Source organism: Streptomyces sp. T12 (assembly GCF_028736035.1).
Lineage (GTDB): Bacteria > Actinomycetota > Actinomycetes > Streptomycetales > Streptomycetaceae > Streptomyces.
In genome coordinates, this window is the sequence record NZ_CP117866.1 from 7,596,818 (window position 1) to 7,622,596 (window position 25,779).

Here is a 25,779-nt window from a genome sequence, read left to right on the forward strand (position 1 = left end):
GAACCGGTCATTCCGGTAGACCGAGATCCGACACAGGAGCCTTACGACCATGACGGTAACCAGCGAGCTCGACGACTCGTTCCACGTCTTCGACACCACCCTGCGCGACGGCGCCCAGCGGGAGGGCATCAACCTCACCGTCGCCGACAAGCTGGCCATCGCACGGCACCTGGACGACTTCGGCGTGGGCTTCATCGAGGGCGGCTGGCCCGGTGCCAATCCCCGGGACACCGAGTTCTTCGCGCGCGCCCAGCAGGAGATCGACTTCAAGCACGCCCAGCTGGTCGCCTTCGGCGCGACCCGCCGCGCGGGCGCCAAGGCGAGCGAGGACCCGCAGGTCAAGGCGCTGCTGGAGTCCGGCGCCCCGGTGATCACCCTCGTCGCGAAGTCCCACGACCGGCACGTCGAGCTCGCCCTGCGCACCACGCTCGACGAGAACCTGGAGATGGTCCGCGACACGGTGTCCTACCTGAGCGGGCAGGGCCGCCGCGTCTTCGTCGACTGCGAGCACTTCTTCGACGGCTACCGCGCCAACCCCGAGTACGCGAAATCCGTCGTCCGTACGGCCTCGGAGGCCGGCGCGGACGTCGTCATCCTCTGCGACACCAACGGCGGCATGCTCCCCGCCCAGGTCCAGGCCGTCGTCTCGACGGTCCTCGCCGACACCGGCGCCCGGCTCGGCATCCACGCCCAGGACGACACCGGCTGCGCGGTTGCCAACACCCTCGCCGCGGTCGACGCCGGTGCGACCCACGTCCAGTGCACGGCCAACGGCTACGGCGAGCGGGTGGGCAACGCCAACCTGTTCCCGGTGGTGGCGGCCCTGGAGCTGAAGTACGGCAAGAAGGTCCTCCCGGACGGGCACCTGCGCGAGATGACCCGTATCTCGCACGCCATCGCCGAGGTCGTCAACCTCACCCCGTCCACGCACCAGCCCTACGTCGGCGTCTCCGCCTTCGCGCACAAGGCCGGCCTGCACGCCTCCGCGATCAAGGTCGACCCGGACCTGTACCAGCACATCGACCCCGAGCAGGTCGGCAACACCATGCGGATGCTGGTCTCCGACATGGCGGGCCGCGCCTCCGTCGAGCTCAAGGGCAAGGAACTCGGCATCGACCTGGGCGGCGACCGCGAGCTGGTCGGCCGGGTGGTCGAGCGGGTCAAGGAGCGCGAGCTCAAGGGCTACACGTACGAGGCTGCCGACGCCTCCTTCGAACTCCTCCTGCGGGCCGAGGTCGAGGGCAAGCCGCTGAAGTACTTCGGCGTCGAGTCCTGGCGCGCGATCGTCGAGGACCGCCCCGACGGCACCCACGCCAACGAGGCCACGGTCAAGCTCTTCGCCAAGGGCGAGCGCATCGTGGCCACGGCCGAGGGCAACGGCCCGGTCAACGCGCTCGACCGCGCGCTGCGGGTGGCGCTGGAGAAGATCTACCCCCAGCTCGCCAAGCTGGACCTGGTCGACTACAAGGTCCGCATCCTGGAGGGCGTGCACGGCACCCAGTCCACGACCCGCGTCCTGATCTCCACGTCCGACGGGGCGGGGGAGTGGTCCACGGTCGGCGTCGCCGAGAACGTCATCGCGGCGTCGTGGCAGGCGCTGGAGGACGCGTACACCTACGGGCTGCTGCGGGCCGGGGTGACGCCGGCCGAGTAGGCCGAACGGACCTCGCCGCCACCCCCCGGGCCTGTCGTCCACGGCACAGTGGAGCCATGGACGACAGGGACGACAAGGACGGCATGGACGGCATGGACACCGACGCCAGGGCCTTCCTGGCCCGGGGGCACGTCGCGACCCGCCTGCCCGCCCAGGACCTGGAGCGGGCGCGGCGTTTCTACGCCGAGAAGCTCGGCCTGGAGCCGGCCGACGAACGGCCGGGCGGGCTGCTGTACCGGTGCGGGGGCACGGAGTTCGCCGTGTACCGGTCGACCGGAGCCTCCCCCGGCACCTTCACCCAGATGGGCTGGCAGGTCGAGGACGTCGAGGCGGTCGTGGCGGAACTCAGGCGGCGCGGCGTGGAGTTCGAGGAGGTCGACGTGCCCGGGTTCCGCACGACGAACGGCATCGCCGACATCGAGGGCCACTACCCGAGCAAGGGCTTCCGCGGTGAACGCGCCGCCTGGTTCCACGACAGCGAGGGCAACCTGCTGGGCATCGGCCAGCCGTACGCCTGAGGCGCACCCGCCGGCCGACACCACTGATCCGGCCAGGAGTTGAGTACGCCCCTGTCCTGATGCGGAGTCTTGACGCCCCTCGGCACCACCAGTTAACTCACGGCGTGAGCTAAGTCATGTGTTGACTCTGAGAGTCGAGGGACGTTCCATGCGCAGAACCGCCCTGCTCGCCTCCGCCGCGCTCCTGACCACCCTGCTCCCGCTCACCGCCGCCGCCCCCGCATCCGGCGCCGACGACCCCGCGCCGGTCCCCGTCGACCGCTTCGAGGGCGAGGTGCCCTTCGCGAGCCCGCCCGCCGAGGGCGTCTTCACCTGGGGCAGCGACAACGACGACCCGCCCGCCCTGCGGTTGACCGCCCGCGCCGACGCGCCGGAGGGCGAGAAGGTGCTCGCCGGCACGTACGACATCAGCGGCTACGGCGGCTTCACCCACGGCTTCGCCTTCGCCGAGCCCGCCCACGACTGGTCCGCCCACAGGGGCGTCCGCTTGTGGTGGGACGGCCAGGACAACGGCAAGAAGATCGCCTTCGAGCTCAGGGACGGCGGCGCCAACGGCGAGGCCTCCGAGCTGTGGACGACGTCCTTCACCGACGACTTCACCGGCTGGAAACAGATCGAGCTGCCGTTCACCGACTTCACCTATCGCACCGACCACCAGCCCGTCGGCGGCATCGACCACATCCTCGGCCTCACCGAGACCTGGGGCTACGCGGTCACCCTCCCGGTCGGCATCAAGGCGGAGTTCGCCATGGACGGCGTCGAGTTGTACGGCAAGGCCGACCAGTCCCTGAAGGCCTCCGTCCGCACCGACTCCGCCGTCTACCCCACCGACGAGGGCGCTACGGCGACCGCGAAACTCACCGTCGCCACGACGGGCTCCATCGCCCTCGCCGAACCCGTCACCGTCACCTACGAGACCACGGGCGGCACCGCCGACCCGGGCAGGGACTACACGCCGGTCACGGGAACCGTCACTTTCCCGGCCGGCACGGCCTCCGGCACCACCCGCGAGATCCGCGTCCCCACCCTGGAGGACAGGTCCGCCGAGCCCGCCGAGACGATCCCGCTGAAGCTGACCGTCACCGGCGCCAAGCCCCCGGCCGAGACCCCGCAGATCGTCGTCGACGCGCACGGACTGCCGTATCTCGACAGCGAGTTGCCGGTGCGCAAGCGCGTCGCCGACCTCCTCGCACGCCTCTCCCCGGAGGAGAAGGCCGGCCAGATGACCCAGGCCGAGCGCGGCGCCCTCACCGCGTCCGGTGACATCGCCACGTACGCCCTCGGCTCGCTCCTGTCCGGCGGCGGTTCCACGCCGACGCCCAACACCGCCGAGGCCTGGGCGAAGATGATCGACGGCTTCCAGCTCCGGACGCGGGCGACCCGCTTCCAGATCCCGCTGATCTACGGCGTCGACGCGGTGCACGGCCACAACAACCTGGTCGGCGCGACGGTCATGCCGCACAACATCGGACTCGGGGCGTCCCGCGATCCGTTGCTGGCCCACCAGTCCGGCGCGGTGACCGCCGCCGAGACCCGGGCCACCGGCAGCCCCTGGGACTTCGCGCCCTGCCTGTGCGTGACGCGGGACGACCGGTGGGGACGGGCGTACGAGTCCTTCGGCGAGGACCCGGCCCTCGTCGACGCCATGGAGACCGTCATCCAGGGGCTCCAGGGCAGGCCCGACGGCCGCGACCTGAAGCGCGGCGACAAGGTCCTCGCCACCGCCAAGCACTTCGTCGGCGACGGCGGCACCGAGTACGGCTCCTCCACCACCGGCACGTACACCATCGACCAGGGCGTCACCGAGGTCACCCGGCAGCAGTTGGAGGCCGTCCACCTGGCCCCGTACCGGACGGCCGTCGACCGCGGCGTCGGCACGGTCATGCCGTCGTACTCCTCCCTGGACCTCGTCGGCGACGGCCAGGGGCCGGTGAAGATGCACGCCCGCGCCGACATGATCAACGGCGTCCTCAAGGACCGTATGGGCTTCGACGGCTTCGTGATCAGCGACTGGCAGGGCATCGACCAGATCCCCGGGGACTACGCCTCGGATGTGCGTACGTCGGTCAACGCGGGCCTCGACATGATCATGGTGCCGTACGCGTACAAGGACTTCCACGCGACCTTGGTCGACGAGGTGCGGGCCGGCCGGATCAGCGAGAAGCGGATGGACGACGCCGTGTCCCGCATCCTCACGCAGAAGTTCCGCCTGGGGCTGTTCGAGAAGCCGTACGCCGACACCAGCGGGGCCGCGCGGATCGGTTCTGCCGCGCACCGGGCCGTGGCACGTCAGGCGGCCGCACAGTCGCAGGTGCTGCTGAAGAACACGGACGGGCTGCTGCCCCTGAAGAAGTCGCAGAAGGTCTACGTCGCCGGATCCAACGCCGACGACATCGGCAACCAGAGCGGCGGCTGGACGGTCACCTGGCAGGGCGCGTCCGGGGACATCACGCCCGGTACGACCATCCTGGAGGCGATGCGGAAGAACTCCGCGCGGCTGACGTACTCCAAGGACGCCTCGGCACCGACGGACGGCCATGACGTGGGTGTGGTCGTCGTCGGCGAGACCCCGTACGCCGAGGGCGTCGGCGACGTCGGCAACGGCCACGACCTTCGGCTGAGCCCCGCCGACCGGGCGGCCGTGGACAAGGTGTGCGGCGCGATGAAGTGCGCGGTGCTGATCGTCTCCGGGCGCCCGCAGCTGATCGACGACGAGCAGCTGGCCGGGATCGACGCGCTGGTCGCCTCCTGGCTGCCGGGCACGGAGGGCGACGGCGTGGCGGACGTCCTCTACGGCAGGCGGCCCTTCACCGGGCAGCTGCCCGTCACCTGGCCGAAGAGCGAGGCGCAGCTGCCGATCAACGTCGGGGACGCGTCGTACGACCCGAGGTTCCCGTACGGCTGGGGCCTGACCACGCTGACCGAGGTGCCGGGCGGCGGCGCCGCGACGCTGAGGGCGCTCGGCATCGCGGCCGCGGCCGCCGAGCGGGCCGGGGCTGAAGAGGCGGGGCGCGCGCTTGTCACCAAGGCCCGGCTGATCGTCCAGCGCAGGGCGGTCGGCACGGGGATCACCGAGGCGGTGGCGGGGCCCTTCGCCGAGGCCGACCATCTGCTGCTGACGGGCCGGTACGGGGCGGCGGTGCGAAAGCTGACGGCGGCGTACAGAGCGGCCTGAGTTGTACAGGGCATCTCTTCCGGTGGGGCAGGTCCGTACCGGGAGAGATGTCCGTTCTCCTGCCCCATCGGGTAGCGTCGAAGTATGAGGACTCCGCTGTTCCGGGGCCTCATGCGCGCAGCTGTGGTGCCGGTCGCCGCGACGTTCGCGGTGCTCATCGCCGGCGCCCCCGGCGCGCACGCGGCCACGGACCTCTCGAAGGTCGCCGAGGAGCTGCGCGAGGGCCCCGTCTATGTGGACCCCGCCGCCTCGGACCAACTGTCGTCGGCTGACGCCGAAGCGCTCGCCGACAAGATCGAGGACGCCGACAAGCCCGTCTTCGTCGCCGTCCTCCCGGCCGATCAGCCGACCGAGAACCTCTTCGTGAACCTCCGCACGGAGACCGGTATCACGGGCCTGTACGGCGTCCGCGTCGGTGATCGCTTCGACGCGGCGGCCGACTCCACCGTCCTGTCCCGGCAAGGGGTGGACAACCTGGTCACCTCGGTGCAGGGCGCCGGTGACCCCAAGGCCCAGCTGAACGATTTCGTCGACGCGGCGCTGCAGAACGTGGGCGGCACGGCACCCGCCAGTTGGAGCGACGGCGGGGGCGGCAAGGGCGTGGACGCCGGCGGGCTGATCGCCGTCGGCGCGGTGCTGGCGGCGGGCGGGGCGGGCGCGTACGCGCTGGTCCGGCGCAACCGGCGGCGTCACGAGGAGGAGCAGCGGGCGGCGCTGGAGAAGCTGCGGGTCGTGGTCGACGAGGACATCACCGCCTTCGGCGAGGAACTGGACCGCCTGGACTTCCATCCGGCCGAGCGCGGCGCCGACGACGCGATGCGCGCGGACTACGAGCGCGCACTGGACTCCTACGACCAGGCGAAGCGGCTCATGGACACAGCGCGCAAACCGGAGGACGTCAAGGCCGTCACCCAGTCCCTGGAGGACGGCCGCTTCTCCCTCACCCAGCTCTCCGCCCGCCGGGAGGGCCTGCCCCTGCCCGAACGCCGGCCACCCTGCTTCTTCGACCCACGCCACGGCCCGGCGGTGGCCGACGAGACCTGGACGCCGCCCGGCGGCACCACCCGCGAGGTCCCGGTCTGCGCGGCCGACCGCACCCGCCTCGCCGAAGGCCGCGACCCCGTGATCCGCGAGGTGGACACGGAGTACGGCCGCCGCCCGTACTGGGACGCCGGCCCCGCCTACGGCCCCTGGGCAGGCGGCTACTTCGGCGGCGGCATCCTCCCCGGCCTGCTCATCGGCACGATGCTGGGCAGCATGATGGCCACGCCGGCCTACGCGGCCGACTACGGCGCGGGGTACGGCTACGGCGCCGGGGGTTACGAGGGCGGCGACACGTCCGGCGCGGACTTCGACACCGGGGACTTCGGGGGCGGGTTCGACGGTGGGGGAGGCTTCGGCGGAGGGGACTTCGGCGGGGGAGGCTTCGATGGCGGAGGCGGCTTCTGAACTCTCTGCCGCAGAACACGGCACGGGCCCGGCGTCCGAGGACGCCGGGCCCGCACTACTGGCACGCCGGCAAGCCGGGGCAGGTCAGAGAGAGGACGCCGCCGAGGCGATCGCGGTGGCGAAGGTCGAGACCTCGGTGTAGACGCCGGGCGCGTTCGGCCGGGCGCAGCCTATGCCCCAGCTGACGATGCCGACCTGGATCCACTGGTTGGCGCTGTCCCGGCGGAACATCGGGCCGCCGGAGTCGCCCTGGCAGGTGTCGACGCCGCCGGAGGCGAGGCCGGCGCAGATCTCCTCGCTCGCGATGAGGCCGCTGTAGCCGCTGTAGGAACGGCAGGTGGCGTCGCTGACGAACGGCACGTTGGCCTTGAGCATGTACCGCTGCTGGCCGCCGCCCTCGGTGGCCGCGCCCCAGCCGGCGACGGTGAAGGTGCCGGTGTTGTACTGCGTGGTGGTGGCGATCTTCAGCGTCGGCAGGTTGATGGGCTGGGCGAGCTTGATGAGCGCCCAGTCCTTGCCGTTGCCGTTGTAGCCGGGGGCCTGCAGCACCTTGGTGGAGCGGACCTGGACACGCCCGCTGGTGGACTGAAGGTCCACGACACCGGCGGTCGCGGTGATGCTGGTGTTGTTGCCGGAGCCGCTCACACAGTGCGCGGCGGTGAGCACGATCTGCTGGGTGTAGAGCGCGCCGCCACAGCCCATGGAGAGCCGGACCATGAACGGGAACTCGCCCTGCGTGGCACGGGTTCCGCCGACGACGCGCGAATCGGCCGCGTTCGCGGCCGAGACGGGCTGAAGACTGACGATCGCGAGAGCGGCTGCGCCGAGGGCCGCGCATCTCTTGAGCGCGGTGAGGAGCTTCTTCAACGTGATGCCTTCCGTGGGGGGTTGGACATGCGAACGTGGAGAGCGCTGATACGTCAGGGGCATGCCAAATAGGGGAGTGGGCTTCTGCTGGCATGCGCCGGTCAAATCTGTTGCTGGATTATGGGAATCCTGTGAGCGTCACCACAAGGGGCAAATTCCAGCCACGGTGGACGGTGGACGATGGATCTGCGGACGCCGAGAAGCGCCCAGGTGCGAAGGGGAACTCGAAACTCCGGCTTTCCTGTTTCGCAACCTGGTTGATAGTTCAAGCGTCACGCTGCCATACTCCGTTCCCCCCGTCCTCACGGTCCGCGACCGCAACGTGACTCATCCTCCCCATGGCTGCCTCCGTGGCGCCCATTTCCGCAGCTCAGGCCGTCACGTGCGCGACATAAGGCAGCGAAGAAGGTGCATTATGTCCCTATATCCACCGCCAAGTGAAAGTTTTTACCCGCCGCCTCGGCCCCCTCAGCCCTCTCAGCCACCTCAGGCCCCTCCACCAAGGGTTGACCCCATACGTCCGGAGTCGATACGCAACTCTCCTGAATTCCGCTCGATGCGCTCCGCCCACCGCTCCTTCGGCACGGCGGCGACGCTTGTTTCGGTGGGTGGATTCCTCACATACGTCTTGCTGTCGGGTTTCGCCGCCGACGTGCTGAACCAGCCGCTGGCCGGCCACCTGACGATCGGGCTGGCTCTGGGCCTGTGCCAGTTCCTCCTCATGGCCGTGACGATCTGGCTCTACGTCCGGCACATGCGCCGGCGGGTCGACCCGGTCACCCACCGCCTGCGCGCCCAACTGCACGACAACCAGGCGCGGGCAGAAGCGCCGGCACGGCAGCGGGAGCAGGCCCAGCAGCACCGCACCCCCGCTGGAAGGCGGTTCGGCACGTGATGACGCAAGCAGCAGGTCAACTGGTGGATCACGCGGCGAGCGTCACCGACCGGGCCACTCTTCAGCTGACGCTCGTCCTGTTCATCACCGTCGTCGTGATCACCCTGTTCACGGTGCTGCTGACGGCCCCGCAGCGGGACGAGATAAGCGAGTTCTATCTCGGCGACCGTGACATGTCGCCGTTGCGTAACGGGCTCGCCATGTGCGGTGACTATCTGTCGGCCGCGACGCTGCTCGGCAGTACCGGAATCGTCGCGCTGACCGGCTACGACGGTCTGCTCTATCTGGGCGGCACGGTGGTCGCCTGGATGATGGCGCTGCTGATGATCGCCGAACCCCTGCGCAACTCCGGCAAGTTCACACTGGGTGACACCCTGGCGCTGCGGCTGCCGCAGGGGCAGCGATCGGTCCGGCTGGCGCTCGCCCTGTGCACACTGGCCGTGTGCCTCCTGTACCTGGTCGCCCAACTGGTGGGCAGCATAGCCCTGTTGGCGCAGTTCATCGGCGCCCCGAGCGGGACGGCCCGGGCGATGTGCGTGGTGGTCATCGGCACCATCGTCGTGGTCTACGCGGCGATCGGCGGCATGCCGGGTGCCACGGTCATCCAGGTGGTCAAGGCCGTGATGCTGGTCGCCGGGGTGGGCATCACCGCCGTGATGGTGCTGCACCACTTCAGCTGGAACATCGACAAGCTCCTGTCGTCCGCCGCCGACAACAGCGCCCTGGGCGAGCGCTACCTCGGCCCCGGGCTGCGATACGGCGGCAGCACCACCAACAAACTGGACTTCTTCAGCCTCCAGCTGGCCATCGTGCTCGGACTGGCCGCTCTCCCGCACATCATGATGCGGCTGCTCGCCCCGCGCACCACGCGTGTCCTGCGCGGCTCGGTGGTGTGGGCCGTGGGACTGATCGGCTTCGTCTGTCTGATGGCGGGCGTACTGGGCCTGGGCGCCACCGCGATCGTCGGCCGGGAGCAGATCGCGGACGTCGACCCCCGGGGCGACGCGGCGGTGCTCCTGCTCGGATACGAGCTCGGCGGCGGCCTACTCGTGGCGCTCCTGTCCAGCCTCGCCTTCATCACGCTGCTCGGAGTGGCCGGCGGACTCACGCTCGCCGCGGCCTCCTCGATCGCCCACGACCTCTACGGCGCGGTGATCCGCAAGGGGAGGGCGACCGAGACGCAAGAGGTGGCCGTAGCCCGCCTCTCCGCAGCCGCCATCGGCGTCATGGGCATGATGCTGGCCCTGCTGTCCTGGGGCACGAGCACCGCGACGCTGGCATTCTTGGCCTTCGCGATCGCGGCGTCCGCCATCCTGCCGACGATCGTCTACAGCCTGTTCTGGCGGGGCTTCACCGCACGCGGCGCGCTGCTGAGCCTGTACGGCGGTCTGGCCTGCTCGGTGCTCCTCGTCGTGTTCTCCCCGATCGTCTCCTCCACCCCCACCTCGCTCTACCCGAATGCCGAATTCGCCTGGTTCCCGCTGCAGAACCCCGGCATCGTGTCGATCCCGGCGGGCTTCCTGCTGGGCTGGCTCGGCTCCGTGCTGAGCAGGCGTCAGGATCCGCAGGTGTTCGCGGAGTTCGAGGTGCGTGCGTTGGTCGGTGCCGACGAGCGGTGATTGGTCGCGGGGCTGGTGGGGGTGCCCGTCGGGGCGCCTCCGCCCGGACGGCGGCCCGCCCCCACCACCGCCCGTCGGGCTCCGCCCCGCACGGGAGATCGAACCGGAGCTCCTACGCCCTGAAGGGCATCCAGTCGATCCTGCGTTCACGCAGCCAGGCGCGCAGGGTGGTCAGGGGTGGCGGCGCCCCTGCGGTGTTCTCATACGCGGTGACAGTGACCCACCCCATCCGGCGCGGTCATGCGGCCGATGACGCGCCGGTACGCCCCCGCTGCGCACCCCGATTCCCCGCGACCACTGGGCCCGCCACGCCCGCCGCCACCAGCGACAGCGCGACCAGCACGGCGCTGACCCACAGGGGCGACCGGTACCCGAGGCCGGCCCCGATGGCCGTACCGCCGAGCCAAGGTCCCACCGCCGCGCCCACATTGAACGCCGCCGTTGCGAACCCACCGCCCAGCGTCGGCGCGCCGGGAGCGGCGTACAGCACCTGCGAGATGAGCGTGGACCCGACCCCGAAGGCCAGGGCACCCTGGACGAAGACGAGCCCGAGTGCGACGACCGGATTCCCGGCCCCCAGCGCGAAGGCGCACCACCCGACACACAAGGCGACCCCGCCCGCGCCCAGCACCACCCCGGGCCGCCGGTCGGCGAACCGCCCCCCGACACCGACCCCCACGAACGCCCCGGCCCCGAACAGCGCGAGCACGACGGGCACCCACCCGCTCCCCAGCCCCGTCACCTTTGTGGCCAGGGGCGCGAGATAGGTGAAGGTGCAGAAGGTCGCCCCGTTCACGAGGGCGCCCAGCAGCAGCGTGACCTGGAGCCGAGGGCCGCGCAGCGCTCGCAGTTCACCCCGTAGGGCGGGACGCGCGGCGTCGGCGGCACCACCGGGTACGGACCGCGCCACGGCCACGACAGCAGGCAGGGACACCACTGTCACAGCCCAGAACGCGGCACGCCACCCCCAGAGTTGACCGAGCAGCGCCCCGGCGGGCACCCCCACCACGCACGCCAGCGTGACCCCACCGAGCAGGGTGGACGTGGCCCGCCCCTTGGCGTCCGGCTCGACCATGTGAACGGCGGCCACGAGGGCGACGGCCAGGAACCCGGCGTTCGCGAGCGCCCCGACGACCCGCGTGGCGAGGAGCATCCCGAAGCTGTCGGTGACTGCCCCGACGACATGAACGCCGAGGAAGACGACCAGAAACCCGAGCAGGGCACCCCGCCGCGACCACCGCCGCGCGAGCCCGGCCATGAGTGGCGCCCCGACGACCATCCCCACAGCGAAGGCCGAGGTGAGCGCACCGGCCGCGGGCACGGAGACCCCCAGATCCCCGGCGATGTCCGGCACCAGCCCGGACAGCATGAACTCGGAAGTCCCCTGGGCGAAGACGGCAAGGCCCAGCAGTAGAAGAGCAAGTGGCATGAAGAAACTCCGCAACCCGAAGTCGAAGACGAAAACGGCACGTCGAGACGGCCGTCCGGCAGCGGAGTGAGCCCCGAAGGGGAACGAGCCCTGATCAGCCCGGCATCACGAGCAGCCACCGGAGAGCCGGTGGCCGGAGTCTGGAAGCTTCGGGGCTGGACACGGGGGCAGGCTACTTGCTGTCAGTCGGCGATGCGACCGATAAACGTGGTCCAGGCGGAGGGGGCGACGCTGAGGATGGCGCCGTCCTGGTTCTTGGAGTCACGGACGTGGACGGCTGAGGGGTGGGCGGCGACCTCGACGCATTTGCCGCCCTGGCTGCCGCTGTAGCTGGACTTGAACCATGCGGTTTTCATGACTCTCCTAGCAGTCCTTCCAAGAGGCGCACGCTCTCGTCGGGTGAGAGGGCCTGTGGCCGCAGCATTCCATGCTTGTGGATCTGGTCGCTCTGCAGTCAGCACCTGGGTGTAATGGCGCAGTAGATCGTGCATGCTCCAGCGCTCACCGTCCGAGGACGGATTGATCAGGAACGCCGCAGCCAAGTCGTCCAGGTGATCCCTGACCTCGGCTGAGGACAGGTCGGAGAGGGCGCATGCTGTGTCGACGCTCAGGTCCGGCCCGGGGGCCCGAGCCATCAGCCGTAGCAGTCTGGCCTGGCCCGCACCCAGGCGTGGCGTCGTAGCTGGGCGGCCGCGATCTGCAAAGCCAGGGGCATACAGCCGCACAGTTCTACGAGCTGCTGTGCCGCAGCTGGCTCCGCTGTCATTCGAGAGTCGCCGGGGTGCTTGAGTCGTAGCGACCGGTCGAGGAGCGCTACCGCTTCGTCCGGACGCATGGGCCCAAGGTTGATCTGCAGGACTGGCAGCGAGTCGAGGCTCTCCCGGGATGTGACCAGAACGCGGTGGCGCGCGTCGCTGGGGAGAAGCGGTGCCACCTGTCCGGGATCGGACACATTGTCGAGAACGATCAGGACTGGCTCGCGCGTGGCCAACTGATGTCGGTACCAGGTGTACAACTCGTCTGCCTCGCTGGGCAGTTCGCTGTTGCGGATACCGAGGGAACGAAGGAGTGTGAGCACTGCCTGTTCGGGTGCTGTCGGAATCTCGTCATAGCCCCGCATGTCGATGAAGAGCGTGCCTCCGGGGAAGCGGGGACTTGAGGCGTGCGCGGTGTGCAGCGCCAGTGCGGTCTTTCCCATGCCGCCCAGCCCGCCAACCGCCAGGATCGGAGCCGTGTCGGGGGTCCTGCCGACGTGCGGGTCCAGCGCATCCAGTACTTGGGACACGTACGCCTCGCGGCCGGTGAAAACGGCGGGAGCGGGAGGCAGTCCTGCTGTGGCAGTGGGGGCCGGCCCGTAGTGGTGGTGCTCTTCCTTGCCGGTCACCGGGCCCAGGAACGTACCCCCGCGGAAGTCGATGTGGTCGCGGTCGCCAGCTTCCGTTCCTCGCTCCTGCGCTGTCATTGAACCATTTTGACCCTTGCCCACTTCCCAGTCTCGAAGTCCCTCGTGACCCCGAGGACCCTTCGTCGTTAGGGGAAGCACATTTCCGGGAAACGTATTTCCGTAACTACGAGGAGCGCCCATGCCCCGCCTCCGGCCCAACCTTCCCAAGCCCCCCGACATGTTCGACCGCGACTGGGAATGGAGCGAGCTGACCGCTTTTGCCACCGACGACGGTCCGGAGGCGACCATGGCCGTGGTCTCCGGTCGGCGGCGACAAGGAAAGTCCTTCCTCCTCGACTCGCTCGCCCGAGCCGCCGGCGGGTTCTACTTCTGCGCGTACGAGGCGACCGAAGCCGAGTCCCTACGGCGCTTCGGTGAGGAACTCGGTCAGTACAGCGGCAGCATCGCCCCCATGCGGTTCGATCGCTGGGAACAGGCGATCGACGCGCTGCTCGCGCTGGGGAAGGAGCGGCCGGTGCCGGTCGTCATCGACGAGTTTCCGTACTTGGCCAGGGCCACACCGTCGCTCCCCTCCATCGTTCAGGTCGCATACGGGCCCCGGCGCCCGGAGCGACTCCAGTCGCGTACCCGCCTGTTGCTGTGCGGCAGTTCACTGTCCTTCATGGGCAAACTGCTCAGCGATACGTCGCCGCTGCGCGGCCGCGCCGGGCTCGAACTCATCGTCCAACCCCTCGACTTCCGCCAAGCCGCCGCCTTCTGGGGCATCGACGTCCCACGGCTCGCACTGCTCGTGCACAGCGTCGTCGGTGGCACACCCGCCTATCGGAGGGAGTTCGTACGGGACGACACCCCAGCCGACCTGGACGACTTCGACGCCTGGGTCTGCCGTACGGCCCTCTCACCCCGCTCCCCCCTCTATCGCGAGGCTCGCTACCTCCTCGCGGACGAAGCCGACCTGCGGGACCGCGCCCTGTACCACTCTGTACTCGCGGCGCTGGCATCCGGCAACGCCACGGCAGGGCGCATCGCCGGCTGCCTGGAGCGCCCCACGAGCGACATCACCCACCCCCTCACCGTCCTGCAGGACTGCGGACTCGTACGCAGAGAGGTGGACGCTTTCCGCAAGAACCGGAGCGTGTACAGAGTCGGCGAACCCCTGATCGCCTTCGATCACGCCATCTCCCGGCCCAAACTCCCGTTGCTGGACCGGGGCATGGCGCAGCAGGTCTGGGAGAGCTCGCGGTCGCGCTTCCTCTCCGCTGTCGTGGGCCCGCACTTCGAACAGATCTGCCGGGAGTGGGTCGCCCACTTCGCGGCACCGGAGACATTCGGGGGCACGCCGATCGACGTCTCGTACGGAACCGTTCCCGGTCAGGCAGCGCACACCGGTTACGAGATCGACGTAGTCGTGCGTGGGGCGGTGGGCCAGGACAACGGGGTTCTCCTCTCCCTGGGAGAGGCCAAGTGGGATCAGGTCATGGGCATGGGGCATGTGGAGCGCCTGCGTCGCGCACAGACGCTGCTCGCCGCCCGCGGGATCGACACCTCGGCCGTACGGCTGGCGTGCTACAGCGGGGCCGGCTTCACTGACGAGCTGCGGGCGGCGGGGGAGCGAGGCGAAGTGGTCCTGGTGGACTTGAGGCGGCTCTACCAGGGTGAATGAGGCGGTTCTACCAGGGTGAATAAGGAGACCTCATAGAGGACGGAATCTGACCTCCTTCCCACCTACGGTGTCCCCATGACCCACTCGGACGGCACAGACCCCCTCGCCTTCGAATCCGCCACCGCCCTCGACTCCTGGCTGACCGCCCACCCCGCCCCGCACCCCGGCCTCTGGATCAAGGTCGCCAAGAAGGGCTCCGGCATCCCGTCCGTCACCGCCGACGAAGTCAATGACGTGGCCCTCTGCCACGGCTGGATCACCGGTCAGCGCAAGGGGCTCGACGCCGCGCACTTCCTCCAGAGGATCACCCCGCGACGACCGGGCAGCGTCTGGTCCATGGTCAATGTGCGGCGCGTCGAGGAGCTGGCGGCCGCCGGGCGCATGCGACCCGCCGGGCTCGCGGAGGTGGACGCCGCGAAGGCGGACGGGCGGTGGGCGGCGGCGTACGAGTCGCAGCGGCACGCTCAGGTCCCGGCGGAGCTGACCGCGGCGTTGGAGGGCGATCCCCGCGCCAGGGCGGCCTTCGAGGAACTGGGCAGGACCGACCGGTACCAGATCATGCTCGGCCTCCTGCGCGCCCGGACCCCGCACAGCCGTTCGAATCAAGTCGCCGCGATCCTCCGGGAATTGACGAAGCGCCGATGAGTGGAAGGCTCACCGGCGCCGTCGTGGAAGGAGCGCGGAGGGGTCACGCGTTCCGGATCGCGGAGATGTCGAAGTTCAGCTTGATCTTGTCCGAGACAAGCACCCCGCCCGTCTCCAGTGCGGCATTCCAGGTCAGGCCCCACTCCGAGCGCAGGATCTCCGCCTTGCCCTCGAAGCCGACGCGCTCGTTGCCGAAGGGGTCCTTCGCGGCGCCGTTGAACTCGAGGTCGATGGTGAGCGGTTTGGTGGTGCCGAGGATCGTCAGGTCGCCGGTGATGCGGTAGTCGTCGCCGCCGAGGGCCTGCGCCGAGGTCGAGCGGAAGGTCATCGTCGGGAACTCGTCCGTCTTGAAGAAGTCCGCGCTCTTGAGGTGCGCGTCGCGGTCCGCGGAGCCCGTGTCGATGCTGTCCATCTTGACGTCGATGGACGCCGTGGACGCGGACGGTTCGCTGCCGTCCAGGTGCAGCGAGCCGCTGAAGTCGAGGAACTTGCCCTTGACGTTGGTGACCATGGCGTGGCGGACGGTGAAGCCGATCGTGGAATGGGCCGTGTCGATCGCGTAGTCGCCGGTCAGGGCGGTCAGGTCGGGGGTCGCCATGACGTGCTCCTTAGGAGTGATGTTGAATCTTTAACTACATCAACGCAATCGACCGTAACTCTATTTCGTACAAGGTTCAACATCATCCGCAAAGTGTTGGCGCGATTACGGTGAGGTGGTAAATGCCCAAGGCATGACCTCTCAGCGCACAGGGCTCACGAGACCCACCCGCCGAGCCGTCCTGCTCACAGCGGCGCTCCTGGCCACGGCCACGGCCACGACCGCCATCGCTCCCCCCGCCCGCGCCGCCGACCCCGACCCGGATTCCTACGACGCCCTCCGCCTGCGCTGGCTCGGCATCGCGCTCGGCGCCGACTACGACCCGAGGGCCGAGCCGTACGCCACCCGCCTCGCCGAAACCGGCACCCTCGCCCGCGGCTTCCGGGCCACCATGACCCCCACCCCCACCTCCCTCTGGCCCGGCCACCCGTACGACCCGCCCGGCGGCATCACCCAGAGCTACGGCCGCCTGTGGACGATGACCCAGGCCTACCTCCAGCCCGGCACCGGCTCCACCGCCGACCCGGCCCTCCTCGCCGACGTCCTGCGTGGCCTCGACCACCTCTCCGCCACGATCTACAACCCCTCCACCACCCGCTACGGCAACTGGTGGGAATGGCAGATCGGCAGCCCCCGCCTGCTGATGGACATCACGGCCACCCTGTACGACCACCTCACCGAGGCGCAGATCGACGCCGCCTGCGCGGCCGTCGACCACTTCATCCCGGACGCGATGCTGACGGACTACTCCGGCACCTCCACCGGCGCCAACCGGGTCGACCTCTGCCGCGCCGTCGCCCTGCGCGGCATCCTCGGCCGGAGCCCGGCGAAGATCGCGCTCGCCCGTGACGCGCTCTCGCCGGTCTTCCCGTACGTCACCAAGGGCGACGGCCTCTACGCCGACGGCTCGTTCGTCCAGCACACCTGGGTCGCCTACTCCGGCACCTACGGCCAGGTCCTCCTCGACGGCCTCGGCCGCCTCTTCGCCCTGCTCGCCGGGTCCGAGTGGGAGGTGACCGACCCCCACAGGCAGATCGTCCTCGACAGCGTCGAGCGCGCATACGCCCCGCTCATCCACGACGGGTTGATGATGGACAGCGTCAACGGCCGTGCCATCAGCCGCGGTTACCTCAAGAGCGACGACCGGCACGTCATGCGCAGCGACCACTTCCACGGCCAGGGCGTCATCGCCGCCATGGCCCTGCTCGCGGGCGGTGCGAGCGCGGCGGAACGCGAGCGCTGGTACGGCCGTATCAAGGGATGGATCGAACGGGACACGGTCACCCCGATCTTGACGGCTCGTCAGTTCGGCGTCGCCGACCTCGCCCGACTGCACGCTGTCGCCGAGTCACCGGTCCCTGCCGCCCCCGAACCGGCCGGCCACCACCTGTTCGCCGCCATGGACCGAGCCGTCCACCGCCGCCCCGGCTTCGTCGCCAACATCGCCATGGCCAGCGACCGCATCGCGTACTACGAGTGCGGCAACGGCGAGAACCCGCGCGGCTGGCACACCGGCGCCGGGATGCTCTCCTGGTGGGCCGACGGCCTCGGCGGCCGGGCCGATCGGCCCGATCGGGCCGATCAGTACACCGACTGGTACTGGCCGACCGTCGACTGGTACCGCCTCCCGGGCACGACCGTCTCCACGAAACGCCTCCCGGACAAGGCGGGCGGCGAATGGGGCGAGCCCAAGCCCGACGTGCGCTGGGTCGGCGGCACGACCGACGGCGAGTACGCGGCGATCGGGCAGCACCTGAAGGGCCTGGGGTCGACGCTCGAAGCCCGCAAGTCGTGGTTCTGTGTCGAGGACGCCGTGATCTGCCTCGGGGCCGGGATCACCTGCGCCGACGGAGTCCCCGTCGAGACCGTCGTCGACAACCGCAACCTGGGGGAGGGCGGCACCCAGGCCTTCGTGCGCGGCCCGGGCTGGGCGCACCTGGAGGGCCACGGCGGCTGGGTGGTGCCGTACGGCGATCTGCGCACCCTGCGCGAGGACCGCACCGGCGCCTGGGCCGACATCAACACCACCAGCACGACGGAGCGCCGCACTCGCCGCTGGCAGACCCTCTGGCTGGACCACGGCACGGACCCGACGGACGCGACGTACGTCTACCTGCTCATGCCCGGCGCCGGTCGGCGCGAGGTCGCGGTCCGGGCCGCGCAGGGCCGCCGCTGGCTGTCGGTCCTCGCCAACGACCGTGCGCGCCAGGCGGTGCACGTCCCCTCCCTGGGCCTGACGGCCGCCAACTTCTGGCAGCCGGGCACGGCGGGCCCGCTCACCGTCTCCGCCGGCGCGAGTGTGCTGCTCCGCCGCCGGGGCCGTACCGCTACGCTCTGCGTGAGCGAGCCGCCGCGCACGGGCGAGCCGCTGGAGATCACCTGGGACCACCCCGTACGCCGGATCCTGCGCGCGGACGACACGGTCGAGATCCTCGCGACGGGCCGCCGACTGCGCCTGCGTGTCACTCCGGGGATGGTATGTGCGACCCACCGATGTGAGGTGGCTCTCGGCTGACGACTTTGTGCGACCCCCACAACGCGGATGCCCTCTGAGCAGTCGGAAGGGCTGCATGCCGTGATGGTTCTGTTCAGTGCTACCAGGAAAACGCTCCGGAGACTGTACGGAGTCAACGGCTCGCTTTCCTTCGTGTCCTTCGTAAGGTCGCTACATGACCGTTTTGGATGAGGCACCGGGTGAGCCGATCGACGCCCGCGGGCGGACGGCCGAGCTGCACGAGATCCGTGCGCAGGCGCTGGCCGGCCCGAGCGAGAAGGCGACCGCGGCGCAGCACGCCAAGGGCAAGCTGACCGCCCGGGAGCGGATCGAGCTGCTCCTGGACCCGGGCACCTTCCGGGAGGTCGAGCAGCTGCGCCGGCACCGCGCGGTCGGTTTCGGCCTGGAGGCCAAGAAGCCGTACACCGACGGTGTCATCACCGGCTGGGGCACGGTGGAGGGCCGTACGGTCTTCGTCTACGCCCATGACTTCCGTATCTTCGGCGGTGCGCTGGGCGAGGCCCACGCCACGAAGATCCACAAGATCATGGACATGGCCATCGCGGCCGGGGCGCCCCTGGTCTCCCTGAACGACGGGGCGGGCGCCCGTATCCAGGAGGGCGTCTCGGCGCTGGCCGGGTACGGCGGCATCTTCCAGCGCAACACCAAGGCGTCGGGTGTCATCCCGCAGATCAGCGTGATGCTCGGCCCGTGCGCGGGCGGCGCGGCGTACAGCCCCGCCCTGACGGACTTCGTCTTCATGGTCCGCGAGACCTCGCAGATGTTCATCACCGGCCCGGACGTGGTCAAGGCGGTGACGGGCGAGGAGATCACCCAGAACGGCCTGGGCGGCGCGGACGTCCACGCCGAGACCTCCGGCGTCTGCCACTTCGCGTACGACGACGAGGAGACGTGCATCGCCGAGGTGCGCTACCTGCTGTCGTTGCTGCCCCAGAACAACCGCGAGAACCCGCCCCGGGTGGACTCCTCGGACGCCGCCGACCGCCGGTCGGACGTCCTGCTGGACCTGGTCCCGGCGGACGGCAACCGGCCGTACGACATGGCCAAGGTCATCGAGGAGATCGTCGACGACGGCGAGTACCTTGAGGTCCACGAGCGCTGGGCGCGGAACATCATCTGCGCGCTGGCCCGCCTCGACGGTCAGGTCGTGGGCATCGTGGCCAACCAGCCCCAGTGCCTCGCCGGTGTCCTGGACATCGAGGCATCGGAAAAAGCTGCGCGCTTTGTCCAGATGTGTGACGCTTTTAACATCCCGATCGTCACTTTCCTGGACGTCCCCGGGTTCCTCCCCGGCGTCGACCAGGAACACGGCGGAATCATCCGGCACGGCGCGAAGCTGCTCTACGCCTACTGCAACGCGACGGTGCCGCGGATCTCGCTGATCCTGCGCAAGGCGTACGGAGGCGCGTACATCGTCATGGACAGCCAGTCCATCGGTGCCGACCTCACGTATGCCTGGCCGACGAACGAGATCGCAGTGATGGGCGCGGAAGGTGCGGCCAACGTCATCTTCCGCCGGCAGATCGCCGAGGCCGAGGACCCCGAGGCCATGCGGGCCCGCATGGTCAAGGAGTACAAGTCCGAGCTCATGCACCCGTACTACGCGGCCGAGCGTGGCCTGGTGGACGACGTGATCGACCCCGCGGAGACCCGCGAGGTGCTCATCCGCTCCCTGGCGATGCTCCAGACCAAGCACGCCGACCTGCCGTCCCGCAAGCACGGCAACCCCCCGCAGTAACCCAGCGGATCCTTCGCGGTACCCCCGCGGAAACCTCTCTCACGGAGACTGTGACCTATGAACACCCCTGACATCCGCGTCGAGAAGGGCCACGCCGAGCCCGAGGAAGTCGCGGCCATCACCGCGATCCTCCTGGCCCGCGCCGCCGCCCAGCCGTCCGACACCGCCCCCTCCCACCGCGGCCGCGCGAAGGCGGGCTGGCGGCGCCTGGAGCGCGAGCCCGGGTTCCGGGCCCCGCACAGCTGGCGCTGAGCGCTTCACGACGCTTACGGCCCCGTTCTCCCGGCTGGGAGGGCGGGGCCGTGGCGTTGCCGGGGAGCCTGGGAGGCTGCCGGGGCCCCACGCCCCTCCTCAAACACCTGCGGCCCCCGTCCCTCCCACAGGAGGAACGGGGGCCGCAAGCGAAACGGGCCAGAGAGGGCCGCTGAGCAACCGCTACCGCAGCCGCGCCATCAGCGCGTGCTCGACCAGCGTGATCAGCGCCGACTTGGCGTCCGCGCGGTGGCGGGCGTCCGTCGTGATGATCGGGGTGTCCGGACCGATCTGGAGAGCCTCACGGACCTCGTCCGGGTTGTACGGCTGGTTGCCGTCGAAGCCGTTCAGCGCGATCACGAACGGCAGACCGCTGTTCTCGAAGTAGTCGACCGCGGGGAAGCAGTCGGCGAGACGGCGGGTGTCCACCAGGACGATGGCGCCGATGGCGCCGCGCACCAGGTCGTCCCACATGAACCAGAAGCGGTCCTGGCCGGGGGTGCCGAACAGGTACAGGATCAGGTCCTGGTCCAGGGTGATACGGCCGAAGTCCATGGCGACCGTCGTGGTCGTCTTGTCTCCGGTGTGGGTGAGGTCGTCGATGCCCGCCGAAGCGGAAGTCATCACGGCCTCTGTGCGCAGCGGGTTGATCTCCGAGACGGCGCCGACGAACGTGGTCTTGCCCACGCCGAAGCCGCCCGCCACCACGATCTTCGCGGACGTGGTGGAGCGGGAAGGACCGCCGCTAGAGCTTGCGAAGTCCACTGAGCACCCTTTCGAGCAGTGTCACGTCTGGCTGGCCGCCGGCGTTCTCGTCGCCGCCGGGCTGATGGATGGCGACCAGGCCCGCCTCCGCCAAGTCGGCGACGAGGATCCTGGCCACGCCGAGAGGGATCGTCAGGAGGGCGGAGACTTCCGCCACCGACTTGATCTCGCGGCAGAGGTTGCAGATCCGCTGATGCTCGGGCAACTGGCCCTGCATCTGGTGCGGCTGCGCGGTGGTGTGCACCAGCGCCTCGATGGCGAGCTGGTAGCGCGGGCGCGTCCGTCCGCCGGTCATGGCGTACGGGCGCACCAGGGGGTTGTTCGTCGCCCCGGCGGGCGCCGGCTCAGGGGCGCGTCGCTGCGGCTGCACCGGCTGGATACGCGGCGCCGGCGGCTGGTCGTACGGCGAGGGCCCGGGGCCCTGCGGGGCGTACGGCTGACGCTGGCTCGGCTGGGAGGGGAAGTTGTACCGGTTCTGGGAACCGTCGCCGTGCCCTTGGCCAGGACCGTACGACCAGTTGCCCGATGACGAACCGTCTGGGGGTGTTGCCACTTTCTCTCCTCCTCCGACTGTGCCTGGCACCCATCATGTGGAGCCGCGTCCCGAAACCTTACGGCCCCGGGACGCCAAAACGCACCGACTGTCTGTTAGTTGAGCAGGCTGCCTTGAAGCTCCGCACGCAGGTCCGGCGTGAGGACGGTACCGGCACGGTCGACCAGAAGCGCCATCTCGTACCCAATGAGGCCGATGTCCGCCTCGGGGTGTGCGAGAACGGCAAGTGACGAACCGTCGGAGATGGACATGATGAAGAGGAATCCCCGCTCCATCTCCACAACCGTCTGGTTAACGCTGCCACCCTCGAAGATGCGGGAGGCGCCTGCCGTCAGAGACGTCAGACCGGAGGCGACGGCCGCGAGCTGGTCGGCGCGGTCGCGCGGGAAGCCTTCGGACATCGCCAGAAGGAGTCCGTCGGCGGAGACCACCACCGTGTGCGACACCCCGGGGGTGTTGTCCACGAAGTTGGTGATCAACCAGTTCAGGTTCTGTGCCGCCTGGCTCATCGGGCTCACACTAACGCTCCTGGTTGTAGGTGCTGTCAGGACCACTGTGTTGATTCCTAGTGGCCTGGCCGTTCGTTTCGCTTCCCGCGCTGCGTCCCCGCTGGACCCCGCGGCGCAGGTTGCTCAGCCTGCCCCGGACGTCTTCGGGAGCGCGGGAGATCTGTGGACCTCCCTGGGGGGTGGTCTCGGCGGCTCCCTCGACCAGGTTGGCCTTGGGTACCCGCCGCGGCAGGCCGGAGGAGGTCACCCCGCCCGCCTTGGGCTTCCGGAGCTGCGAGGCCTGCTGCCACCGCGCGTCGTTGGACGAGCGCCAGCTGCTGTCGCCGTTGCTCTCCGGCGTGGGGGCCGGCGATTCCTGCCGCACCGGCCGAGCGCCGTTGGTGCCGCTCGCGGCGGATCCACGGCGGGGGAGCCCGGCGTCGGTCATGGCGTGGGCGGCGGGGGAGGCCGGTCCCGGACGGTCGAAGCCTACGCGGTCGCGCTCGCTCGAGTCATCGGCCTGCGCAGATTCCGTTTCCGGAGAGTACTGGTCCTGATACCCGTTGCGGTAGCCGTTCGACTGCGGCTGCTGCGGCCAGTCGTCCTGGTGGCGCCGCTGCTCGAAGGCCGGGAAGGTCTCCGGGGCCGAGGCGCTCGCGGCCGCGGGCTCCTCGCGGGCCGCCTCCGGATACGAGGGCTCGGGGTAGCCGCCGCCCGACGAGAAGGTGTCGTTCTGCTGCAGGCCCCCGTTCGGCGCGTAGTACGTGTCGTCGTACGACGCCCGCTGCTGCTCCTCGTACGACGGCCGCTGCTGCTCCTCGTACGACGGCCGCTGCTGCTCCTCGTACGGCGTCTGCCGCTGCTCCTCGTACGACTGGCGCTGCTCCTCGTACGACGGCTGCGGGTCGAACCCGCCGCGCTGCTCGGGGAAGCCGCTCTGGCCGTCGTAGGCCGGCTGACCGGTGAAGTCGTCGTACCCGGGTGCGTCAGGGGACTCCTGGCCGTGGCTCTGGGCCTCCAGGGCCGCACGGCGCTCCTCGCGCATCAGGGAGCGGCCGACGGGGTCCAGCTCGCGGATGTCGTCGGGGACCTCGGTGTAGCGGCTGTCGTCGAAGCCGAGCTCCGCGGCCGTACGCATCGGCACCTGGTTGAAGTTCTCACCCTGGAAGTGCTGCTCCGGGATGATCTGCGAGACGGTGAACTCGTCGGCGGCCGGCTGCTGCTCGCCGCCACCACCGTGGGTGATCGCGTCCGGCAGCATGACCAGCGAGGTAGTGCCGGCCTGCTCGCCGGAGGGGCGCAGCTGCACGCGGATGCCGTGCCGGTCGGACAGCCGGCCGACCACGAACAGGCCCATGCGCTGGGAGATCGCGGCGTCCACGGTCGGCGGGTTGGCCAGCTTGTGGTTGATGTCCGCGAAGTCCTCGGCGGTGAGGCCGATGCCCTTGTCGTGGATCTCGATCATGACCCGGCCGTCGGGGAGACGGGTGGCCGTCACGCGGACCTTGGTCTGCGGGGAGGAGAACGTCGTCGCGTTCTCCAGGAGCTCGGCGAGCAGGTGCACGAGGTCGGTCACGGCGCGGCCGTGGATCTCGGCCTCGGGGACGCCCGACAGCTCGATGCGCTCGTACTGCTCCACCTCGGAGGAGGCGGCGCGCAGCACGTCGACCAGCGGGACCGGCTGGTCCCAGCGGCGGCCGGGCTCCTCGCCGGCGAGGACGAGGAGGTTCTCGCCGTTGCGGCGCATACGGGTCGCGAGGTGGTCCAGGCGGAAGAGGTTCTCCAGCTGGTCCGGGTCGGCCTCGTTGTTCTCCAGGTCGGTGATCAGGGTCAGCTGGCCCTCGATCAGCGACTGGTTGCGGCGCGAGAGGTTGGTGAAGATCGCGTTGATGTTGCCCCGCAGCAGGGCCTGCTCGGCGGCGAGCCGGACGGCCTCGCGGTGGACCTGGTCGAAGGCGCGGGCGACTTCGCCGATCTCGTCGCGGGTGTTGATCGGGATGGGCTGGACGCGGGTGTCCACGCGGCCCGGGTCGGTGCGCGAGAGCTGGTCGACCAGCATCGGCAGGCGCTGCTCGGCGATGCCGAAGGCGGCGTTGCGCAGCTGGCGCATCGCGCGGCTCATCTGGCGGGCGACCATGCCGGCCAGGATGAACGCGGCGAGCAGAGCGACCACGACGGCGGCACCGGTGATGAGGGCGTCGCGCTTGGCGTCGTCGGAGATGGCCGAGGCCTCGTTCACCGCGGTGTTGGCGAGGTCGTTCTCGATGTCGCGGTAGGCGTTGTACTTGAGGGTGTTGACCGCCCACCAGTTCTCGGCGGTGATGCCCTGCCGGGCGAGCGTGGCACGCTCGCTGGTGTCCGTGGACCGCAGCTGGGCCAGCGCTCCGACCATCTTGGTCGGGTCGGACGGCGGCGCGACGTAGTCGGGGTTCTTCTGCTTGGCCGCCGTGGCCATCGCCACGCCCTCGGCCCGGATTTCCTTCTTGGCGATGTCGAGCTTCTGGTTGTCCTGCTCGGTGCCACCGCTGATGTACTCCTGGATGGCGATGCCCTCCAGGTACGCGTACGAGGAGAGGGCGACACGCTGCCGGGCCAGGTCCGAGGCCTTGGGGCCGGGCTTGATCAGCATGTGCATGCCGATGGAGCGCTGCAGGGACAGGGCGCCCTTGGTGAGCGAGATGGCGTAGACGGTACGGCCGTAGCTGGTGATGTTGCCGGTACCGAGGCCCAGCTCGTTGGAGAACTCGAGCAGCCGGTGCTCGACCTCGACGTAGCCTTCCTCGGTCTGTACGCCGGTGAGCTTGTCGGTGTAGGCGGCGGCGCGCAGCTCCGCCAGGTCCGGCTCCACCTCACGGAAGCGCTCCAGACGGCGGACCAGGTTGGGGCGGTCCGGCATGTTCTGGGCGGCCTCGTCGAAGGCGTCGGCGGCCTTGTCGGTGTTGTCGCGGGCCTGGACGACCGCCTTGTCGTCCTGTCCCTTGCCCTGGAGCAGGGGAGCGGCGGTCGAGTCGCGCTCGACGAGGAGGGCGTCGCCGTAAGCCCCGGCGGCGGCCACCAGACGCGCGGTGTTCTCCGCGTCCTCGGCCTCCTGCCAGGTGTCGATCGAGCTCTTCACCTGGAAGCCGCCCATGACGAGGCCGACCATCACGGGTATGAGCAGGATCGCGTTCAGCCGGGTCGGCACGCGCCAGTTGCGCGGCGAGAGACGGCCGCCGCTTGGGGCGGGCGCCGCCGTTGGTTCCGATCCGGGCACAGGGGCGGGCGCCGCTCCGCGCGGCGGCGGGGTGAAGTTGCCCCGGGCCGACGGCTCGGGACTGCTCTTGCTTCGCCTCACTCGACCAACAACCTTCCGGCGGGGTCGGCACCTAACGTTGTGCCGCAGTGTCTCAGAGCCCAGTTCGCCATCGAGTACGCAGTACTGCTGAGTACGTCTTTGACTATTGGGCAGTTCTCGCATTCCAGCACGTCGGCCTGCGCTCTTCCAAACAGTGGAAGAGGAGGATTCGGAGTGATGTAAGCCCTACATAAAACGGTCATAAAGAGCGAGCCCC

At 69.8% G+C, this 25,779-nt stretch carries 20 protein-coding genes; 11 read left to right on the forward strand and 9 right to left on the reverse strand.

All coding sequences use genetic code 11. From position 1 onward, the window contains the following. The first annotated feature begins 49 nt into the window (after nucleotides 1–49). The 4 genes from cimA (at nucleotide 50) to PBV52_RS34280 (ending at nucleotide 6,796) form a co-directional block, all read left to right on the forward strand. Nucleotides 50–1,654 carry a citramalate synthase gene (cimA, locus tag PBV52_RS34265; protein ID WP_274243610.1) on the forward strand — a complete coding sequence of 535 codons (1,605 nt, stop codon included), beginning with the start codon at nucleotides 50–52 and terminating at the stop codon, nucleotides 1,652–1,654. 56 nt (nucleotides 1,655–1,710) lie between these two features. Next, nucleotides 1,711–2,172: a VOC family protein gene (locus PBV52_RS34270; protein WP_373921942.1), complete on the forward strand. Its 462-nt coding sequence runs from the start codon at nucleotides 1,711–1,713 to the stop codon at nucleotides 2,170–2,172. A gap of 148 nt (nucleotides 2,173–2,320) precedes the next feature. Further along, complete coding sequence (locus PBV52_RS34275) at nucleotides 2,321–5,347, forward strand: glycoside hydrolase family 3 N-terminal domain-containing protein (protein WP_274243611.1); 3,027 nt, start codon at nucleotides 2,321–2,323, stop codon at nucleotides 5,345–5,347. Nucleotides 5,348–5,431: 84 nt separating this feature from the next. Next, complete coding sequence (locus tag PBV52_RS34280) at nucleotides 5,432–6,796, forward strand: hypothetical protein (protein ID WP_274243612.1); 1,365 nt, start codon at nucleotides 5,432–5,434, stop codon at nucleotides 6,794–6,796. A gap of 84 nt (nucleotides 6,797–6,880) precedes the next feature. Here PBV52_RS34280 and PBV52_RS34285 read toward each other — a convergent pair whose 3' ends face one another. Beyond that, nucleotides 6,881–7,663, reverse strand: coding sequence for a trypsin-like serine protease (locus PBV52_RS34285; protein ID WP_274249772.1), 783 nt, complete (start codon nucleotides 7,661–7,663; stop codon nucleotides 6,881–6,883). 556 nt (nucleotides 7,664–8,219) lie between these two features. Here PBV52_RS34285 and PBV52_RS34290 point away from each other — a divergent pair. Together PBV52_RS34290 and PBV52_RS34295 are read left to right on the forward strand one after the other, a co-directional pair. Then, nucleotides 8,220–8,558 carry a DUF485 domain-containing protein gene (locus tag PBV52_RS34290; RefSeq protein ID WP_373921944.1) on the forward strand — a complete coding sequence of 113 codons (339 nt, stop codon included), beginning with the start codon at nucleotides 8,220–8,222 and terminating at the stop codon, nucleotides 8,556–8,558. After that, nucleotides 8,558–10,177, forward strand: a complete 1,620-nt coding sequence (locus tag PBV52_RS34295; RefSeq protein WP_274243614.1) for a cation acetate symporter — start codon at nucleotides 8,558–8,560, stop codon at nucleotides 10,175–10,177. The genes PBV52_RS34290 and PBV52_RS34295 overlap by 1 nt, the downstream gene beginning before the upstream one ends. Before the next feature lie 238 nt (nucleotides 10,178–10,415). Here the strand turns inward: PBV52_RS34295 and PBV52_RS34300 are convergent, their stop codons facing one another. The 3 genes from PBV52_RS34300 to PBV52_RS34310 all read right to left on the reverse strand — a co-directional run bounded on the left by PBV52_RS34300 (nucleotide 10,416) and on the right by PBV52_RS34310 (nucleotide 13,068). After that, nucleotides 10,416–11,606 (reverse strand): Cmx/CmrA family chloramphenicol efflux MFS transporter, encoded by a 1,191-nt coding sequence (locus tag PBV52_RS34300; protein ID WP_274243615.1) that lies wholly within the window; start codon nucleotides 11,604–11,606, stop codon nucleotides 10,416–10,418. A gap of 182 nt (nucleotides 11,607–11,788) precedes the next feature. Next, nucleotides 11,789–11,962 carry a DUF397 domain-containing protein gene (locus tag PBV52_RS34305; RefSeq protein ID WP_274243616.1) on the reverse strand — a complete coding sequence of 58 codons (174 nt, stop codon included), beginning with the start codon at nucleotides 11,960–11,962 and terminating at the stop codon, nucleotides 11,789–11,791. A gap of 278 nt (nucleotides 11,963–12,240) precedes the next feature. Further along, complete coding sequence (locus PBV52_RS34310; RefSeq protein ID WP_274243617.1) at nucleotides 12,241–13,068, reverse strand: NB-ARC domain-containing protein; 828 nt, start codon at nucleotides 13,066–13,068, stop codon at nucleotides 12,241–12,243. Nucleotides 13,069–13,189: 121 nt separating this feature from the next. Here PBV52_RS34310 and PBV52_RS34315 point away from each other — a divergent pair, with 121 nt between their 5' ends. Further along, the gene (locus PBV52_RS34315) at nucleotides 13,190–14,674 is read left to right on the forward strand and encodes an ATP-binding protein (protein ID WP_274243618.1); all 1,485 of its coding nucleotides are present in this window, start codon (nucleotides 13,190–13,192) and stop codon (nucleotides 14,672–14,674) included. 75 nt (nucleotides 14,675–14,749) lie between these two features. Continuing rightward, nucleotides 14,750–15,319, forward strand: a complete 570-nt coding sequence (locus PBV52_RS34320) for a YdeI family protein (RefSeq protein ID WP_274243619.1) — start codon at nucleotides 14,750–14,752, stop codon at nucleotides 15,317–15,319. A 43-nt stretch (nucleotides 15,320–15,362) separates the two neighbouring features. Here the strand turns inward: PBV52_RS34320 and PBV52_RS34325 are convergent, their stop codons facing one another. Next, a complete protein-coding gene (locus PBV52_RS34325) occupies nucleotides 15,363–15,917 on the reverse strand; it encodes a YceI family protein (protein ID WP_274243620.1) in 555 nt (184 codons plus the stop codon). Between the two features lie 133 nt (nucleotides 15,918–16,050). Here PBV52_RS34325 and PBV52_RS34330 point away from each other — a divergent pair, with 133 nt between their 5' ends. From PBV52_RS34330 to PBV52_RS34340, 3 genes are all read left to right on the forward strand, one after another. Beyond that, nucleotides 16,051–18,432, forward strand: a complete 2,382-nt coding sequence (locus PBV52_RS34330; protein WP_274243621.1) for a polysaccharide lyase 8 family protein — start codon at nucleotides 16,051–16,053, stop codon at nucleotides 18,430–18,432. A gap of 154 nt (nucleotides 18,433–18,586) precedes the next feature. Beyond that, nucleotides 18,587–20,170 (forward strand): acyl-CoA carboxylase subunit beta, encoded by a 1,584-nt coding sequence (locus PBV52_RS34335; RefSeq protein WP_274243622.1) that lies wholly within the window; start codon nucleotides 18,587–18,589, stop codon nucleotides 20,168–20,170. Nucleotides 20,171–20,227: 57 nt separating this feature from the next. Continuing rightward, complete coding sequence (locus tag PBV52_RS34340) at nucleotides 20,228–20,422, forward strand: acyl-CoA carboxylase subunit epsilon (protein WP_274243623.1); 195 nt, start codon at nucleotides 20,228–20,230, stop codon at nucleotides 20,420–20,422. Between the two features lie 183 nt (nucleotides 20,423–20,605). On the opposite strand, the gene PBV52_RS34345 is transcribed toward PBV52_RS34340, so the two are convergent. The 4 genes from PBV52_RS34345 to PBV52_RS34360 all read right to left on the reverse strand — a co-directional run bounded on the left by PBV52_RS34345 (nucleotide 20,606) and on the right by PBV52_RS34360 (nucleotide 25,562). Further along, the gene (locus tag PBV52_RS34345; protein ID WP_026248371.1) at nucleotides 20,606–21,187 is read right to left on the reverse strand and encodes an ATP/GTP-binding protein; all 582 of its coding nucleotides are present in this window, start codon (nucleotides 21,185–21,187) and stop codon (nucleotides 20,606–20,608) included. Then, complete coding sequence (locus tag PBV52_RS34350) at nucleotides 21,168–21,740, reverse strand: DUF742 domain-containing protein (RefSeq protein WP_274243624.1); 573 nt, start codon at nucleotides 21,738–21,740, stop codon at nucleotides 21,168–21,170. Before PBV52_RS34350 ends, PBV52_RS34345 begins: the two co-directional genes overlap by 20 nt. Before the next feature lie 95 nt (nucleotides 21,741–21,835). Next, nucleotides 21,836–22,249, reverse strand: coding sequence for a roadblock/LC7 domain-containing protein (locus PBV52_RS34355; protein WP_004983065.1), 414 nt, complete (start codon nucleotides 22,247–22,249; stop codon nucleotides 21,836–21,838). Nucleotides 22,250–22,259: 10 nt separating this feature from the next. Then, complete coding sequence (locus PBV52_RS34360) at nucleotides 22,260–25,562, reverse strand: nitrate- and nitrite sensing domain-containing protein (protein ID WP_274243625.1); 3,303 nt, start codon at nucleotides 25,560–25,562, stop codon at nucleotides 22,260–22,262. Nucleotides 25,563–25,779: the final 217 nt, after the last annotated feature.